General features: G+C 63.7%; 14 protein-coding genes. 9 read left to right on the forward strand and 5 right to left on the reverse strand.

What is annotated here, in order from left to right; all coding sequences use genetic code 11:
* Positions 1-3: 3 nt before the first annotated feature.
* Genes CH294_RS13615 through CH294_RS13625 form a run of 3 tightly spaced genes read right to left on the reverse strand, consistent with a single transcriptional unit; the run spans position 4 to position 3,949 of the window.
* Positions 4-1,047, reverse strand: a complete 1,044-nt coding sequence (locus CH294_RS13615) for a hypothetical protein (protein ID WP_094738232.1) — start codon at positions 1,045-1,047, stop codon at positions 4-6.
* Positions 1,044-1,664 (reverse strand): 5,6-dimethylbenzimidazole synthase, encoded by a 621-nt coding sequence (gene bluB / locus CH294_RS13620; RefSeq protein WP_170944735.1) that lies wholly within the window; start codon positions 1,662-1,664, stop codon positions 1,044-1,046. The genes CH294_RS13615 and bluB overlap by 4 nt, the downstream gene beginning before the upstream one ends.
* An 11-nt stretch (positions 1,665-1,675) precedes the next feature.
* Entirely contained in the window at positions 1,676-3,949 is a 2,274-nt protein-coding gene (locus CH294_RS13625) for a bifunctional diguanylate cyclase/phosphodiesterase (RefSeq protein ID WP_249305269.1), read from the reverse strand.
* 161 nt (positions 3,950-4,110) lie between these two features.
* Here CH294_RS13625 and CH294_RS13630 point away from each other — a divergent pair, with 161 nt between their 5' ends.
* The 3 genes from CH294_RS13630 (at position 4,111) to CH294_RS13640 (ending at position 7,344) form a co-directional block, all read left to right on the forward strand.
* Positions 4,111-4,704, forward strand: coding sequence for a TetR/AcrR family transcriptional regulator (locus CH294_RS13630; RefSeq protein ID WP_141216506.1), 594 nt, complete (start codon positions 4,111-4,113; stop codon positions 4,702-4,704).
* Between the two features lie 301 nt (positions 4,705-5,005).
* Positions 5,006-5,683, forward strand: a complete 678-nt coding sequence (locus CH294_RS13635) for a DUF4956 domain-containing protein (RefSeq protein WP_037190487.1) — start codon at positions 5,006-5,008, stop codon at positions 5,681-5,683.
* Positions 5,684-5,727: 44 nt separating this feature from the next.
* Positions 5,728-7,344: a CotH kinase family protein gene (locus CH294_RS13640; RefSeq protein ID WP_094738411.1), complete on the forward strand. Its 1,617-nt coding sequence runs from the start codon at positions 5,728-5,730 to the stop codon at positions 7,342-7,344.
* Positions 7,345-7,355: 11 nt separating this feature from the next.
* Here the strand turns inward: CH294_RS13640 and CH294_RS27475 are convergent, their stop codons facing one another.
* Entirely contained in the window at positions 7,356-7,523 is a 168-nt protein-coding gene (locus CH294_RS27475; protein ID WP_170944713.1) for a S4 domain-containing protein, read from the reverse strand.
* A 6-nt stretch (positions 7,524-7,529) separates the two neighbouring features.
* On the opposite strand from CH294_RS27475, the gene CH294_RS13645 reads away from it, so the two are divergent.
* The 6 genes from CH294_RS13645 to dinB all read left to right on the forward strand — a co-directional run bounded on the left by CH294_RS13645 (position 7,530) and on the right by dinB (position 12,740).
* Entirely contained in the window at positions 7,530-8,480 is a 951-nt protein-coding gene (locus CH294_RS13645; RefSeq protein ID WP_094738234.1) for a hypothetical protein, read from the forward strand.
* Between the two features lie 48 nt (positions 8,481-8,528).
* Positions 8,529-9,446 carry a polyphosphate polymerase domain-containing protein gene (locus CH294_RS13650; protein ID WP_094738235.1) on the forward strand — a complete coding sequence of 306 codons (918 nt, stop codon included), beginning with the start codon at positions 8,529-8,531 and terminating at the stop codon, positions 9,444-9,446.
* 26 nt (positions 9,447-9,472) lie between these two features.
* Entirely contained in the window at positions 9,473-10,090 is a 618-nt protein-coding gene (locus CH294_RS13655) for a DUF47 family protein (protein WP_094738236.1), read from the forward strand.
* A gap of 7 nt (positions 10,091-10,097) precedes the next feature.
* Complete coding sequence (locus CH294_RS13660) at positions 10,098-11,084, forward strand: inorganic phosphate transporter (protein WP_094738237.1); 987 nt, start codon at positions 10,098-10,100, stop codon at positions 11,082-11,084.
* An 8-nt stretch (positions 11,085-11,092) separates the two neighbouring features.
* Positions 11,093-11,479 (forward strand): hypothetical protein, encoded by a 387-nt coding sequence (locus tag CH294_RS13665; RefSeq protein WP_141216507.1) that lies wholly within the window; start codon positions 11,093-11,095, stop codon positions 11,477-11,479.
* A gap of 73 nt (positions 11,480-11,552) precedes the next feature.
* Positions 11,553-12,740, forward strand: coding sequence for a DNA polymerase IV (gene dinB, locus CH294_RS13670; RefSeq protein ID WP_032402001.1), 1,188 nt, complete (start codon positions 11,553-11,555; stop codon positions 12,738-12,740).
* On the opposite strand, the gene CH294_RS13675 is transcribed toward dinB, so the two are convergent.
* Entirely contained in the window at positions 12,741-14,138 is a 1,398-nt protein-coding gene (locus CH294_RS13675; protein ID WP_094738412.1) for a cytochrome P450, read from the reverse strand.
* Positions 14,139-14,185: the final 47 nt, after the last annotated feature.

Below are 14,185 nucleotides of genomic sequence, written 5' to 3' on the forward strand. Positions count from 1 at the left end.
TACTCACTCCGCGGGCAATTCGGCGCGGGCGATGATCTGAATCGAACTCGCCGCACCGGGGTCGCTGCCGGTCACCAGCACGTTCCCGGTGCGCGGATCGACCGCGACGGAATTGGCCTGTATCACCGTCGGGACGTCACCCAGAATTCGCGGAGCAGTGGGATCCGACACGTCGACCACCCGCAGGAGGTTCGACGCGGTCAACGTCACGAACAGCAGCTGACGGTCGGGGTCCACAGCGAGCCCGTACGGGTTGCCGGGTGCGTCGATCGACGCGATCTGACGAATGGCCCCGGCGGCGTCGACCGATGTGAGCAGGACTGCTCCGCCGTCGGTGTCGGCGAATCCGGCCGTCGTCTCGTTCACCGTCACAGCGTGCGTGAGCTTGACGCCGATCGGGGCCTGCGCCACCTCGCGTTGTGCCGCGCCTTCGTAGACCCACACGCCGTTGCCCTGAACGTCCGCTACGGCTGCGTACGGCCCGAGAGCTGCGACTCCACCGGGTTGGACGGGGCCCGGCGGTAGCTCCGACAGCACCGAGCCGTCGCGCAGGAAGATCACTCCGCCACCCATTTCGTTGGTGGCCACGATCGTGCCGTCGGAGGTCGAGACGGCATCGTGCGGCTGACGGCCCACACCGGTGGCGGTCGACAGGATCGTACCGTCGTCGAGTGAGACCTCGACCAGCTCGTCGCTGCCTTCGAGTGGTGCCAGCACCGGGCCGTCGGGGCCGGCGAGCGAGAGATGCCGTGGTGCTCCGGTCGTCTGGACCATTTGCCGCACGACACCTGTCGCCGCGTCGAACAACACCACACCGTCGGGCTCTCGGACCGCTGCGGCAGCGATCCCGGATGTCCCGACCACAACACCTTCGGGAGCGCCCGGTAGCGCGACGACGGTGCCGATCGGGTCGGCCGAATCCGGAGCCTGTGCGGGCTCGGCCGCCGGAGTCGTTGCCGGAGTGGACGGTTCGGTAGGGGATTCGGCGGCGGAGCATCCGGCCACCAGCACACAGACTGTTGCCACCGCAACCAGGCGCGCCCTCATCGGCGGTACTGCTCGAAGTGCAGGGCGTCGTCGAGGGGACGCCGAGAGCGCCAACCGAAACGCTCCAGATCCGGCACCTCCTGGAACGACTCGACCGGGCCGACGCACAGCCAAGCGATGGGACGGACCGGAGCGGGGATATCGAGCAACTCGGTGAGGTACGCCTCGTCGTAGAACGAGACCCAGCCGACGCCGACGTTCTCGGCAATCGCTGCCAGCCAGAGGTTCTCGATCGCGAGCACAGCAGAGAACAATCCGGTGTCGTCGACGGTGTCGCGGCCCAGGACGTGCCGTCCTCCACGGTTCGGATCGTAGGTGACCACCACTCCGGTCCCGCTTGTTTCGATCCCCTCGATCCGAATGGGGTCGAACGTCTTTCGGCGTTCGGCATCGAGCTTGTCGGCGAAGTCCTGTCGGCAGCCCGCGACGTGGGCGGCGAATGCGCTCAAAGTGTCGGGCTTGCGGACCACGACGAAGTCCCAGGGCTGGGTGTTGCCGACGCTCGGGGCCTGATGCGCGGCACCGAGGATGCGGCGCAGCGTGTCGTCGTCGACGACGGTTCCGTCGAACTCGGCACGGACATCGCGTCGAGATCGAATCGCAGCGTACACCGACAGGGCTGCCTCGGTCATGGTATCCGTTCTCCTGTAACAGTTTTCAAGCGAGTGTTCAGTTCGGCGACGAGGGCGGGCAGTAGATCCGATGAGGTGGGTCTGCCGAGGTGGTACCCCTGGGCACGCCCGCATCGCAGTTCGCGTAGCGCGGTCATCGTCATCTCGTCCTCCACGCCCTCTGCAGTCACCGACAACCCCAGCGTACGGGCGAGCTCGACGGTCGATCGTACGATCGCGGCGTGCGCGGGATCGTGGGCCATCCCGCCGACGAAGGCTCGATCCATCTTGAGCTCCTGCACAGGTAACCGTTCGATGTAGGCGAGCGAACTGTAGCCCGTGCCGTAGTCGTCGATGGCGACCTGTACGCCCATCGCATGCAGAATCGACAGCATCTCGGTTGCACCCACAGGATCGGTCATGGCCGAGGTCTCTGTCACTTCCAGTGTCAATCGTTCTGCAGGGCAGTGGAATTCCCTCAACGCGGTGCGTACCTGCGCGATCAGGGTGTCGTCGAACAGGTTGCGGGTCGAGATGTTGACGGCCATCTGTAGATCCAGTCCGTCCATTGCCCAGAGGCTGCGTTGGGCGAGCGCACGGGTGAGCACGTAGCTCGTCAGCGGCCGGATCAGCCCGGTCCGTTCGGCGGTGGGTAGAAATGCGCTGGGTGCAAGCAGCATCCCGTTCGGATGATGCCACCGCAGCAATGCCTCCACGCCGACGACAGTCATCGACTCGAGATCGACCTGGGGTTGATACAGCAGTTCCAGCTGGTCGGATTCGAGTGCGGTGGTCAACTCGCCGAGCATGATCAGTTGCGCGCTCGTGTCGCGGTCCATGGACCGGTCGTAGAACGCGACGCGCGACTGCGTCGCCTTCGCGGCCTGCACGGCGAGATCGGCACGCTGCACCAGGCGATCCGGGGTGGCCTCGTCCTCGCCCTCGGCGATGGGAAGGCTGAACGCCACCCCCACACTCGCCTCGATCAGCAGCGTCATGGTGCCCACATCGAACGGTGCGGCGAACCGGCGCTGAATCTCGTGAGCCAGCGCGGTCGGGTTCATCGAATCCGCCGTCCCGCACAGTGCGAACTCGTCACCTGCCAAGCGCGCCAACATGATCGAATCGTCGACGACACCCCGCAGTCTGTCGGCGACCGCCACGAGAACCTGATCGCCCAGGCCGCGTCCGAACGTGTCGTTGATTTCTTTGAATCGGTCGATGTCGACAGTCAGCAAGGTTGTGTCGCCCGCGTTCTGCCAAATTCTGTGTTCCAGGGCGCGGAGGTTGGCGAGACCGGTGAGGTGGTCGGTGTCGGCGGCGGCGCGGAGCCGCACGGTTTGCGTGTGGAGCAAGCGCAGCAGATCGGTGATGCGGTATATCACCAGAATCACCAACGCCGATGCACAGAGCAGAACTGCCCAGCCCCATTGCGCGATCGGCTCGTCGCGAATCACCTCGATGAACATGACCGTCGGAGCCGTCAGGGTGGCAGCGGTCAAGACGACGACCGTAGGGGTGGTGAACGACGCCATCAGGTGTGCTTCGGGTTCGATGTTCGGGCTCGTTATTCGCCGCATGGACGGATGCAGGGCCGCGACGCCGATGAGGACGTACGACATGGTCCACCCGACGTCGATCAGTGAGCGCTCCGACGACGGCTCCGAAACGATCGAGAAATTGTTGATGATATCGGTGACGACCAGCAGCAATACTGCCGCCGTCAGCAACCGGTAGGACAGAGTGCGCCATTGCCGTGAGCCGACGAAGTGGGCCAGCAACCCGAGTAGAAAGATGTCCATGGCGGGGTACGCCACGTCGACCAGGCCGGCTGTCCCCGAAATGCCGTCGTTGCCGAGCGTCGGCTGCACAGCGAACACCCAGGTGAGCAATCCGAACGCGACCATGACGATGGCGCTGTTGGCGACGTGACCGCGCTCGCTCGCTCGCCATTTGTGTCGGACGAGTAGAAACAGGCCGAACCCGTAGATCGGGTAGGCCACCAGATAGAACGCGTCGGCGAGCGAGGGTTCGGGAACGCTGCCCCTCGTGACGTCGATCCACTCGAACACGATGTCGCCGACGACCCAGAGCCCGGTGCCCAGCGCGATGGTCAACCACGCAGTGCGATTGGTCGGCCGGTGCATCCTGGTGCCGATCACGGTGGCCGCAACAGCGGACGCACCGACGAGCACGAAGATCGACTGTGCCGCGGCGATGCTGGGAACTGCGAAGTAGGCGACGCAGCCGAGTACGCCGAGGGCTGCGTACCACCGCCACCAGGCCGTCACGATTCTCTCCAGCCGTTCACGCCGATCCGACGACATCAACAATGTCACACCAGCGTGATCTGGGTCACCTGAGATCGGCGGCGCTTGGCAAATGTCCGTTTCGTCCCTAGTATCGCTAACGGTACGAAACTGTTTCGATTCGACAGGGGGGAGTGGTGCAGTTGAACGTCGACTCCCAGCGTCGGTCGAGGATCAGTGCCGAGCGTGAGGGTGAGTTCCTCGCCGCAGTGCTCCTCTGTCTCGGGGACGTCGGCTACGACTCGTTGTCGATGGACCTCGTTGCCGAGAAGGCGCAGTGCAGTAAAGCGACCCTGTATCGACGATGGTCGAGCAAAGCGGACATGGTCGTAGCGGCGATCGAGTCGGTTGGACCGCCGCCGTTCGTCGACATCGACACGGGCGATCTTCGGAGCGATCTGGTGGAACTGATGCGCCGGGTGTCCGAGGGAGCGGATCACGACACGCGATTCGCCGCAGCCATCCATCATGCGGTGATGGTGGACGAACAACTGGCCGCCGCCGTGCGGAGGACATTTCTCGAGCCCGAAGCTCGGTTTCTCGAATCTGTCGTCATGCGCGCGGTGGATCGGGGTGAATTGTCGAGCAGACCGCGGTCGGCGGACTTTCTGCAATACATGGTTTTCAGTGCGATCATGACGGGTCCGCTGACCGATGCCAAGCCCTTGGACTCCGAATACCGGACGCGAATAATCGACGAGGTAATTCTTCCGTCTCTTCGGTCGACGACCGAGTGATTCGATTGCTCGGCGAGTAATCGTAAAAAGCTGTTCCACAACGTAATACGAGTACCAAAAACCAGCCGACGTTCGAATGGAACGCCGGATCTCGTCCGTTCGAAAGTTGATCGCTGCCAGGAAATCGACGGCTGAATTGGCAGGAAACTGCCAGCTTCTGAGGTGGAATTTCCGTCCAGATTGTCTCTAGGGTTAACGGCATCCGAACAAACGGTAAACAGCACTGGTCCTTATGTCGGCGCGTGGGTCACGCGCTCTCCGGTAACCAGTGCGGAATTCGACTCAACTCGATCGGAATGCGATGAATTTCAACATTCAAGACCTGAGCGGAACGTTCTCGACGTTCGACATCGTGGTGTCGCTGACACTGTCGTTCGTCCTGTCGGCCATCATCGGCTGGGTATACCGACTCACCCACAAGAACGTCTCGTACAGCCAGTCCTACGTCCAAACCCTCGTCACGGTGGGAATGGTCATCAGCCTGATCATGCTGGTCGTCGGATCGAACGTGGCCCGGGCGTTCGCGCTCGTCGGTGCGCTGTCCGTCGTCCGATTCCGTAACGCCATCAAGGAAACTCGCGACGTCGGCTTCATCTTCCTCGTGATGGCGATCGGTATGGCCACAGGAACGCGCTTCTACGTGTTGGCGATTGCGGCCACGTTTGCCATCTGCCTGGTCATGGTGGTGATGAGCAAGTTCAACTGGTTCAAACTCGATGTGCAGCGTCAGGTCGTCAAGGTGCAGGTTCCGCCCGACGCCGACTACACCGATCTCGTCGAGGACGTACTGATCAAGTACTGCAAGGAGTTCGAGCTGGTCAGTACCGAATCGGTGCGCTCGGGTGCGTTGACCGAGCTCTACTTCACGGCCCAACTCAGATCCGGTAAGAAACCCGGTGAGTTGATCGCGGCGCTCAGCGAAGTCAATACCGGGCAACGGGTCTCGGTACTCACCGGATACGACCAGACGGACATCTGATCGTGACCGACCCGAACGCGAACTTCCCCTCGGCCCCGACAACCCTGCGAAGGAGGCTCGTCCACCGAGTGCCTCGGACGGTGCGGCAGCACTGGAAAATTGCTGCCACACTGCTGGTGTTCGTCGTGGTGATGGCGACCGTGTTCGGGTCGACCCGGATTCGCCCCTACATCACCGGCGATGCCACCGTCATCGCATCCGAGATCACCGAGAACGTCCAGGGCACGGTCGATCTGTTCGACCCCGCTGTGTCGCATTCGATTTCAGTGGATATCGACGCCGGCGACTACCAGACCCTGAAAGACTCCTTCCAGAACGAGGGCGTCAAGGAATCGGTACCCGCAGACATCACGATCGACGGCACCCTGATCTCGGACGTCGGTATTCGGTTGAAGGGCAACTCGACGCTGAGCACGCTGAGCAACGACGACGGCACGATGCCGGGACGCGGTGGCGGTAACGCCGGCGCGGACGGTGCAGCACCTGCGGAGGGTGCGGCCATGCCGGAGGGCGCAACAATGCCGGATGGTGCGGCCATGCCCGAGGGTGGTGCCGTGCCTGAAGGTGGTGCCTTGCCCGAGGGCGGGGGAATGCCCGGGGGAGCTGGGATGGATATCTTCGGTGAACCGCTCAGTTTCGATGCGCCCGAGGATCTTCCGTTTCTGATCGACTTCGCGGAGTACTCCGAGGGCCGTGCGTATCAGGGGCACACCACGCTCTCTCTGCGGCCGTACACTCCGGCGTTGAACGAGTCGGTCTCGCTTGCGATCACCGAGGCGTCAGGCCAGGCGACCCAGGACTTCACCTACACCACGTACTCGGTGAACGACTCCGCCGAAACGACGCGACTGGTGGTCGTCGCACCCGACGACGACTACGCCAATTCCCTACACGACGGCGACGGGGTGTTGTACAAGACCGGCGCGAATGCGAGTTTCACGTATCAGGGTGACGATCAGACCACCTACGCCGAGCAATTCACCCAGATCAACGCCCTCGGCACGGCGGATCTGCAACCGATCATCACGCTGTTGAAGTGGCTCGACGGTGCCGATCAGGCCGAGTTCGACGCGCATCTGGCCGACTATGTCGATGTCGACTCGCTGGCGAATTATCTTGCGCTGCAGAACCTGCTGGGCAACGGCGACGACATGGGCGGCCCGGGAAAGAACTTCTACCTCTACTACGACCTGAGCACGAAGAAGTTCTCCGTCGTGTCGTGGGATCTCAATCTGGCGCTGAAGTCCGATTCCACCGCCGGGGCGCACGACGAAGTGTCGATGATGCCCGGTGGCGGAGGGGCCGGTGGGGGCGGCATGCCACAGATGCCGGAGGGCTTCACACCACCGGAGGGAATGGAGATCCCGGAAGGCGGCGGCATGCCCGAAGGTGGCCCGATGCTGGGTAATTCGCTCAAGGACATGTTCTTGGACTCGACGGAATTCACCGACGAGTACGACACTGCGTACCGCACGATCTACGACGAGCTGTGGGCCAGTGGCCGAGTTCTCGATATCGTCGACCAGGTCGCCGCGTCCGTTCCCACTTCGGCCGGGCTCACCCAGGAGGAGATCGACACAGACGCCGCGGAGTTGACGTCACGGCTGCAGATTCGCACCGATGCACTCGCCGACGATCCTGTCGTGACGGGATCGTCGTGATGATCAGGCGGTCAGCGCAGCGTCAGGGTGTCTGCCGCCGAGACTTCGCGGCGGGGGTCGCGCAGCGGCATCCCGTTGATCAGGACCATTCCCTCCATCACGAAGGAGGCGGCCTGCGACAGTGTGCGCGCAGTGCCGGTGGCGACCAGCAACTCGGGAACAGAAGTTCGACCGTTCATGAGCTGATGCTGCTCCCGAGCGGTGACCGCCGACGCTCGATCGCGTGGCGGGCAGGCGACAGTCAGGTGAACACTCGGCGACGGCGAGTGGGCGTGATCGTCGCTGCATGCGGGGTCGGTGCCTCGATGCTCGCGTCGTGCGCGGCATCAGAACCGACAGCATCAGAACCCACAGCATCGGAATCCCGGTCCGGGGGATTCGAAACCTGGTGCACCCCCACCGACTCGGGACTGTCCGAGTTGTCGGGTCTTGCGTGGACGGGCGATACCGGTTATGCGATCGGAGACCGCGGCAGCGACGACAGGTTGGCGGTGCTGGGCCGTGCCTGCGAGGTGACGAGGTGGGTCGACGTCGGAGCCGAGACGGTCGACGTCGAAGACATCGCCGTCGACAGTGCGGGGATCGTGTGGCTCGCCGACACCGGTGACAACAACAGCGAACGCGAGAACGTCACGCTGATCGGCGTCGACGTTCGGTCCGATCGGCGCACCTCCGTCTCTCTGCGTTACCCGGACGGCGCACACGACGTCGAGGCGTTCGCTCTGACGCCCACCGGGCAACCGGTGTTGATCACCAAGGTCTCCGGCAGTACAGCCGCATCGATCTACAGCAGCGCCGAATCCGTTACCGCCGGCGTGCACGCCATCGATCTCGTCCACAGCGGAACGGTGTCTGCAACCGCGGCCGACGGATCGAGCAGACCGATCACCGGGGCAGCCGTGGATGCCGATGCGACCGTGGGGGCACTGCGAACGAAGAAGGATCTGTTCGTCTTCGATATCGCCGACGGCGATGTGGCCGCGGCATTCTCGGGCGCTCCCACCGGTGTTTTCGAGGGCCCCGATCAACCGCAGGGCGAGGCCGTCGCCTTCACCGACGCGGGTGAACTTCTGCTCGCGTCCGAGGCCGACGGAGCTACCGAACTACCCCCGATCGTGTTCGCGGCGCCGAACTGAACGCGGCATCGCCCGAGCATGCACACCCACCGAAGGAAGGATCGCTCCATGAATCTGTTCGAGAAATTCCGACCGAAGGCGGCTCTGGAGAAGCAGGGCAGCACGCCGGAGGATCTGACGACCGAGCCCACCGGCTATCAGCAGACCGCCAGCAAGCTGCACTCGTTCAATCGTTACGAGATCAAGTACTTCGTCGCCGAAGCCGACGTCGCTCAGGTCCGTGACGAGCTGACGGCGCGGATGGACACCGATCCGTTCTCACCCAAGGGCGGTTACCCGGTCACGTCCCTGTACTACGACACCACCGACCTGCGGTTCTACTGGGAGAAGATCGAGGGCCTGAAGTTCAGACGCAAGGTGCGGGTGCGGCTGTACGGGGCACCGTCCGAATGCACGGACGACACACCGGTTCAGATCGAGATCAAGCAACGCGTCAACAGGGTCACCCAGAAGCGTCGAATCTCGTTGCCCTACGACGTTTCTCAGCGATGGCTCAATGCCCGGCAGGAGATCGAGTGCGATCCGAGCCAACGCCCGTTCGTCAACGAGGTCAGCACGTTGATCGCCAATCTCGACCTGCGTCCGATGGTCACTACAGGCTATCTGCGCGAGGCCTACGTCGGCCGCGAGGCCGACCTCGGTCTGCGGGTGACGATCGATCACAAGGTGCACGGCCGGGATCGCGATTTCCGGTTCGATTCCGGTGCCGAGAACCGCTTCATCATTCCGCCCAAGCTCGCGATCCTGGAGATCAAGGCCAACGAGCGAGTTCCGTACTGGGTGACCGACATGACGGCGCGAATGAACATGTCCGTCATCCGGGTCTCGAAGTACTGCCAGTCCGTCGAAGCGTTCGGAATGGCACCGCGGTCACGGGCCGGTGCACCCGAACTCGTCCTGCCCGCCGATGCCGATCATCGCGTGCCGTCGGATCTGCTCGAGCCCTACGCCGACGTTCGTCGGTAGCTGCTGCACCCACCAGGAGACGAAAGATGTTCGCACGCTTCAAACCCAAGTCCGTTCTGTTCTACGACCTGTTCGACTCCTCGGCTCAGCTGCTGGCCACCGGAGCCAAGACTTTGACCGAATTGCTCGAACCGGCACCCGAATTCGACCGTGTCGCGGCTCGCATGGTGGATCTCGAGCACGACGCCGACAGCGTCACCCACGAACTGTTCCGCACTCTGAACTCCAGTTTCATCACCCCGTTCGATCGCACCGACATCTACGTCCTCGGTTCGAGCCTCGACGACGTGATGGACCACATGGAAGCTGCGACACATCTGCTCTCGCTCTACCGGATCGAAGAACTCACCCCGCACATGCACGAGATGATCGACATCCTCGATCGATCGGCGAAGGTCACCGCGGATGCCATGCCGAGGCTGGCGTCGATGAAGGATCTCGAGCGCTACTGGATCGAGATCAACGAGCTCGAGAACCGGGCCGACCATGCCTATCGAACGTTTCTCGCGGATCTGTTCGACGGACGCTTCGACGCATTGACGGTGATGAAGCTCAAGGGCGTGGGCGACGAACTCGAAGATGCCGCAGACGCTTTCGAGAAGGTCGCACACGTCATCGAATCCATCGTGCTGAAAGAGACGTGAGTGCGCGGTGGTAGCACTCGTTCTGGTCATCACCCTTGCGATGGCGTTCACCTTCACCAACGGTTTCCACGATTCGGCCAATGCCATCGCGACGTCGGTGTCCACCCGCGCGCTCACGCTTCGGACGGCGCTCGTCATGGCCGCGGTGGGAAATCTGCTCGGTTCCTTCTTCGGCGCAAAGGTGGCCTCGACGGTGGGGGAGGGGATCATCGCTCTCGACGTCGGATCCGACGCGTTGCTGGTGGTCGGGTGCGCTCTGGTCGGTGCCATCGTCTGGAATCTGATCACGTGGTGGTACGGGCTGCCGTCCTCGTCCTCGCACGCCTTGGTCGGCGGCATGGTGGGAGCTGCGCTCGCCGGCGGAATGACCGTACTGTGGGGAGGAGTCGCGACCAAGGTGATCGTGCCGATGATCGTTTCTCCTGCAGTCGGATTCGTGCTCGGAAGCGCCGCGATGGTGGCTATTCTGTGGCTGTTCAGGCGATCGTCTCCCAGCGCCACCAGCCGTGGCTTCCGGCGAGCACAGACCTGCTCGGCGGCCGCCATGGCGTTCGGGCACGGAATGCAGGACGCGGCGAAGACGATGGGCATCGTGGTTCTGGCTCTGGTCGTGTCCGGCAATCAGGCCGACTACACGATTCCTCTGTGGTGTTACTTCCTCACCGCGACGGTGCTGGCGGTCGGAACGGCAACCGGTGGGATGCGGATCATGCGCACCCTCGGCCGAAAGATCATCGAACTCGACCCACCGCAGGGCTTCGCGGCGGAGGCGACCGCGTCCGCGGTTCTGTATGTGGCCTCGATCGGGCTGGGCGCGCCGGTGTCGACGACGCACGTCATCTCGTCGGCGATCATGGGCGTCGGGGCGACCAAGCGCACGACGGCCGTGCGCTGGGGGACGGCGGCCAACATGTTCGCCGCGTGGGTGACCACGCTGCCCGCGGCGGCCGCTGTCGCGGCGCTGGCCTACGTTGTTGCGGAGATGGTCCTGTGAAGCGGCGAGTGACATGGAAATCCGTCGGTGCTGCCGTGTGCCTGGCGGTGCTGAGCTCGGTGACCGGCTGCAGTTACGAGATGACCTCTGCCGAGACCGGCACCGGCATCTCCCGCGACGTGCAGGAGGCCCGGGACGGATTCCTCGAGACTCCGGGGATGAGCGAACTGTTCGACGACCTCTACGGGCAGGGCATCGGCACGACCGTCAACGAGGTGTTCGCGCTTGGCATCTACATACCCGGGTTCTGCGAGACCCGCGCCCAGCAAGGATTGTCCGAGGAGGAGGCCGTCGCGGAGGTGACCGATTCTCTGGGGGCCACCTACGAGAAAGGGACCGGCGAGCCCTGGGCCGAGCCGATAGTGCAGGCCGCGGAGCAGCACGTCTGCGATTGACCCGGCCGTCTGTGTCGGTGGCCTGTGCGAGCATGGATTCGTGGAGTCCACCGGCAGACCCGTGGCGAGCATCATGCACGCCGACCTGGACTCCTTCTATGCCTCGGTGGAGCAACGTGACGATCCCCGGCTGCGCGGTAAGCCGGTCATCGTCGGCGGGGGAGTGGTGCTCGCCGCCAGCTACGAGGCAAAAGCGTTCGGGGTGCGCACCGCAATGAGTGGCGGTCAGGCCAGGGCCGTGTGCCCCCAAGCCATCGTGGTGCCGCCGCGCATGGAGGCGTACTCGCAGGCGAGCAAGGACGTGTTCGACGTCTTTCACGACACCACCCCACTGGTGGAGGGCATCTCCATCGACGAGGCTTTTCTCGACGTCGGTGGGTTACAGAAGATCGCGGGCAGTGCAACGGAGATCGGACAGCGTCTGCGGCAGGAGGTGGCCGAGCAGGTGGGGCTGCCCATCACCGTCGGGATCGCCACCACCAAGTTCCTGGCGAAGGTCGCCAGTGCGTTCGCGAAGCCGGACGGTCTGCTGCTCGTACCGCCCGGCGGCGAACTCGAGTTCCTGCACCCGCTGAACATCGAAAGACTCTGGGGCGTAGGGAAAGTGACCGCCGAGAAGTTGCACGTTCTCGACATCAGGACCGTCGGCGACATCGCGGCCTACGGCGAGCGGTCGTTGGCCTCGGTGCTGGGCAAGGGTGCGGGCGCGCATCTGTATGCGCTGGCCATGGGCCGTGATCCCCGACGCGTCCAGCCCGGCAAGTCGCGTAGTTCCATCGGCGCACAGCGGGCACTCGGACGCGGCAGGCACGACGCAGCCGAGGTGGAGGCATCGTTGATCGGGCTCGTCGATCGCGTCACACACCGTATGCGCGCAGCGGAGCGAACCGGTCGAACTGTCATGTTGCGCTTGCGTTTTGCCGACTTCACCCGCGCTACCAGATCGCACACACTCGATCGCGCAACCGCCGACACCCGAGATATTCTCGACGCCGCGCTGGAATTGCTGCACGACGCGGCACCGATGATCACGGAGAAGGGCATCACCCTCGTCGGTGTCACCGTCTCGAGCATCGACAAGGGCGGCGCGGAGCAACTGGAACTGCAGTTCGACGCACCGCAGGTGCGCAAGCCCCCGGAGGCATCGGCTCTCGACCGTGCGCTCGACGGGGTGCACAAGAAGTTCGGCTCCACGTCGTTGACGCGTGGGGTACTGCTCGGCCGAGACCCGGGAATTTCGGTCCCCCTCCTACCGGACTGACTACGTGCGAACTGTGGGCCGAACCCGAAAACCCTCGGGCATCATGGTCAGTCGCTCCTGGACCTTCAGACGGTACGACGGGTCGGCCTGCAGATCGAAGCGCTGCAGGATGGTCCCGAGAACCAGAACCGCTTCGTGGATAGCGAATTGTCTTCCGATACAGGCGCGTTCGCCGGTACCGAATGGTTTGTACACGTGCGCGGGGCGTGCCTTGATGCGATCGGGTAGAAAATTGTCGGGATCGAAATCGCTCGGACGGTCACCCCACACCGGATCGCGGTGCAAGGCCGTCACCAGAACGACTGCCCAGTCGCCGGCCGCCATGCGGTAGTCGTCGCCGATGACGGTGTCTGCCCGCGCGCCGCGTCCGAACGCGGGAACCGTCGGCCACAGGCGTAGCGATTCGTCGAGGACTCGGCGGACGTACCGCAGTTTGGGAACCTGACCGAACTGGGGTTTGCCCGTGCCCCAGACCTCGTCGACCTCGGCGCGGGCGCGCTCGAACACCTCGGGGTGGTTCGCCAAGTAGTACAGCGCGAAAGACAGTGCACCCGAGGTGGTCTCGTGGCCGGCGATCAGGAACGTCAGGATCTGGTATCCGATGTTGGCCTCGCTCAGCGCATTCGGATTGTCGGCGTCTTTCGCCGCATCCATCATGATCTGCAGCAGGTCGCTGAAGTCCTCGTTCGATCGGCGGCGGGTTCTGACGACATCGGCGAGGACGTCGGCCAAGTACTGCTTGTTGTGTGCGTATCTGCGATCGGACTTGGCGAACAAGGGCTTTGCGAACGCAGGGATCGACAGCAGCGACCGCCGCTGGTTGTAGGTCAGTGCGCCGACCATGGCGGCCACGAAGGGATGCGGCTCGGCGCGCGCGAACGAGCCGAAGCTGTAACTGAAGCCGGTGCGTCCGATGGTCTCGAGTGTCAGTTTTGTCATGTCCGAAGAGACGTCGGTTTCGGCACCGCTACGAGAGCGGCCCTCCCAGTGCTCGATCAGGTCGTCTGCGACGTCGACCATGATCTCGTGGTACCCGCGCATGGCGCCCGCAGTGAAGGCCGGACGCAGAAGGTCATGGGCGCGTTGCCAATTCGGCTCGTGGTTATAGGCGGTGAACAATCCGTCCGCCCCGATATCCCGTAGATTCTCGACTCCAGGGGGCAGGAACTTCTCGAAGCGTTTTTCGTCGCACAGCTCGCCCACCACGTCGGCACCGGAGGCGAAGACGAAGCGCCGCCCGAGAATTTCGCGCTCGAACATCGGGCCGAGTCGGCCGGCCAAGACGGTGGAGTCCTGAATCGGGGTGCGGGGATCGACGCCCACGACATCGCCGAGTACGGGGAGTCGGTAGGGAGGATGCGGTAGCGAGCCGTTTCGCACCGCGAACTGTGTCGACATTGCCGCTCCCTCGTTGACGAACCGCATGCTGTTGAACTGATGTTTAA

The organism is Rhodococcus sp. 14-2483-1-1 (assembly GCF_002259335.1).
Taxonomy (GTDB): domain Bacteria; phylum Actinomycetota; class Actinomycetes; order Mycobacteriales; family Mycobacteriaceae; genus Rhodococcoides.

Bases quoted from the DNA above. Each gene is read 5' to 3' on its own strand.
- CH294_RS13615 (WP_094738232.1), bottom strand. From the start codon at position 1,047: ATGAGGGCGCGCCTGGTTGCGGTGGCAACAGTCTGTGTGCTGGTGGCC.
- CH294_RS13635 (WP_037190487.1), top strand. From the start codon at position 5,006: ATGAATTTCAACATTCAAGACCTGAGCGGAACGTTCTCGACGTTCGAC.
- CH294_RS27475 (WP_170944713.1), bottom strand. From the start codon at position 7,523: ATGAACGGTCGAACTTCTGTTCCCGAGTTGCTGGTCGCCACCGGCACT.
- CH294_RS13645 (WP_094738234.1), top strand. From the start codon at position 7,530: ATGCTGCTCCCGAGCGGTGACCGCCGACGCTCGATCGCGTGGCGGGCA.
- CH294_RS13650 (WP_094738235.1), top strand. From the start codon at position 8,529: ATGAATCTGTTCGAGAAATTCCGACCGAAGGCGGCTCTGGAGAAGCAG.
- CH294_RS13655 (WP_094738236.1), top strand. From the start codon at position 9,473: ATGTTCGCACGCTTCAAACCCAAGTCCGTTCTGTTCTACGACCTGTTC.
- dinB (WP_032402001.1), top strand. From the start codon at position 11,553: ATGCACGCCGACCTGGACTCCTTCTATGCCTCGGTGGAGCAACGTGAC.
- CH294_RS13675 (WP_094738412.1), bottom strand. From the start codon at position 14,138: ATGTCGACACAGTTCGCGGTGCGAAACGGCTCGCTACCGCATCCTCCC.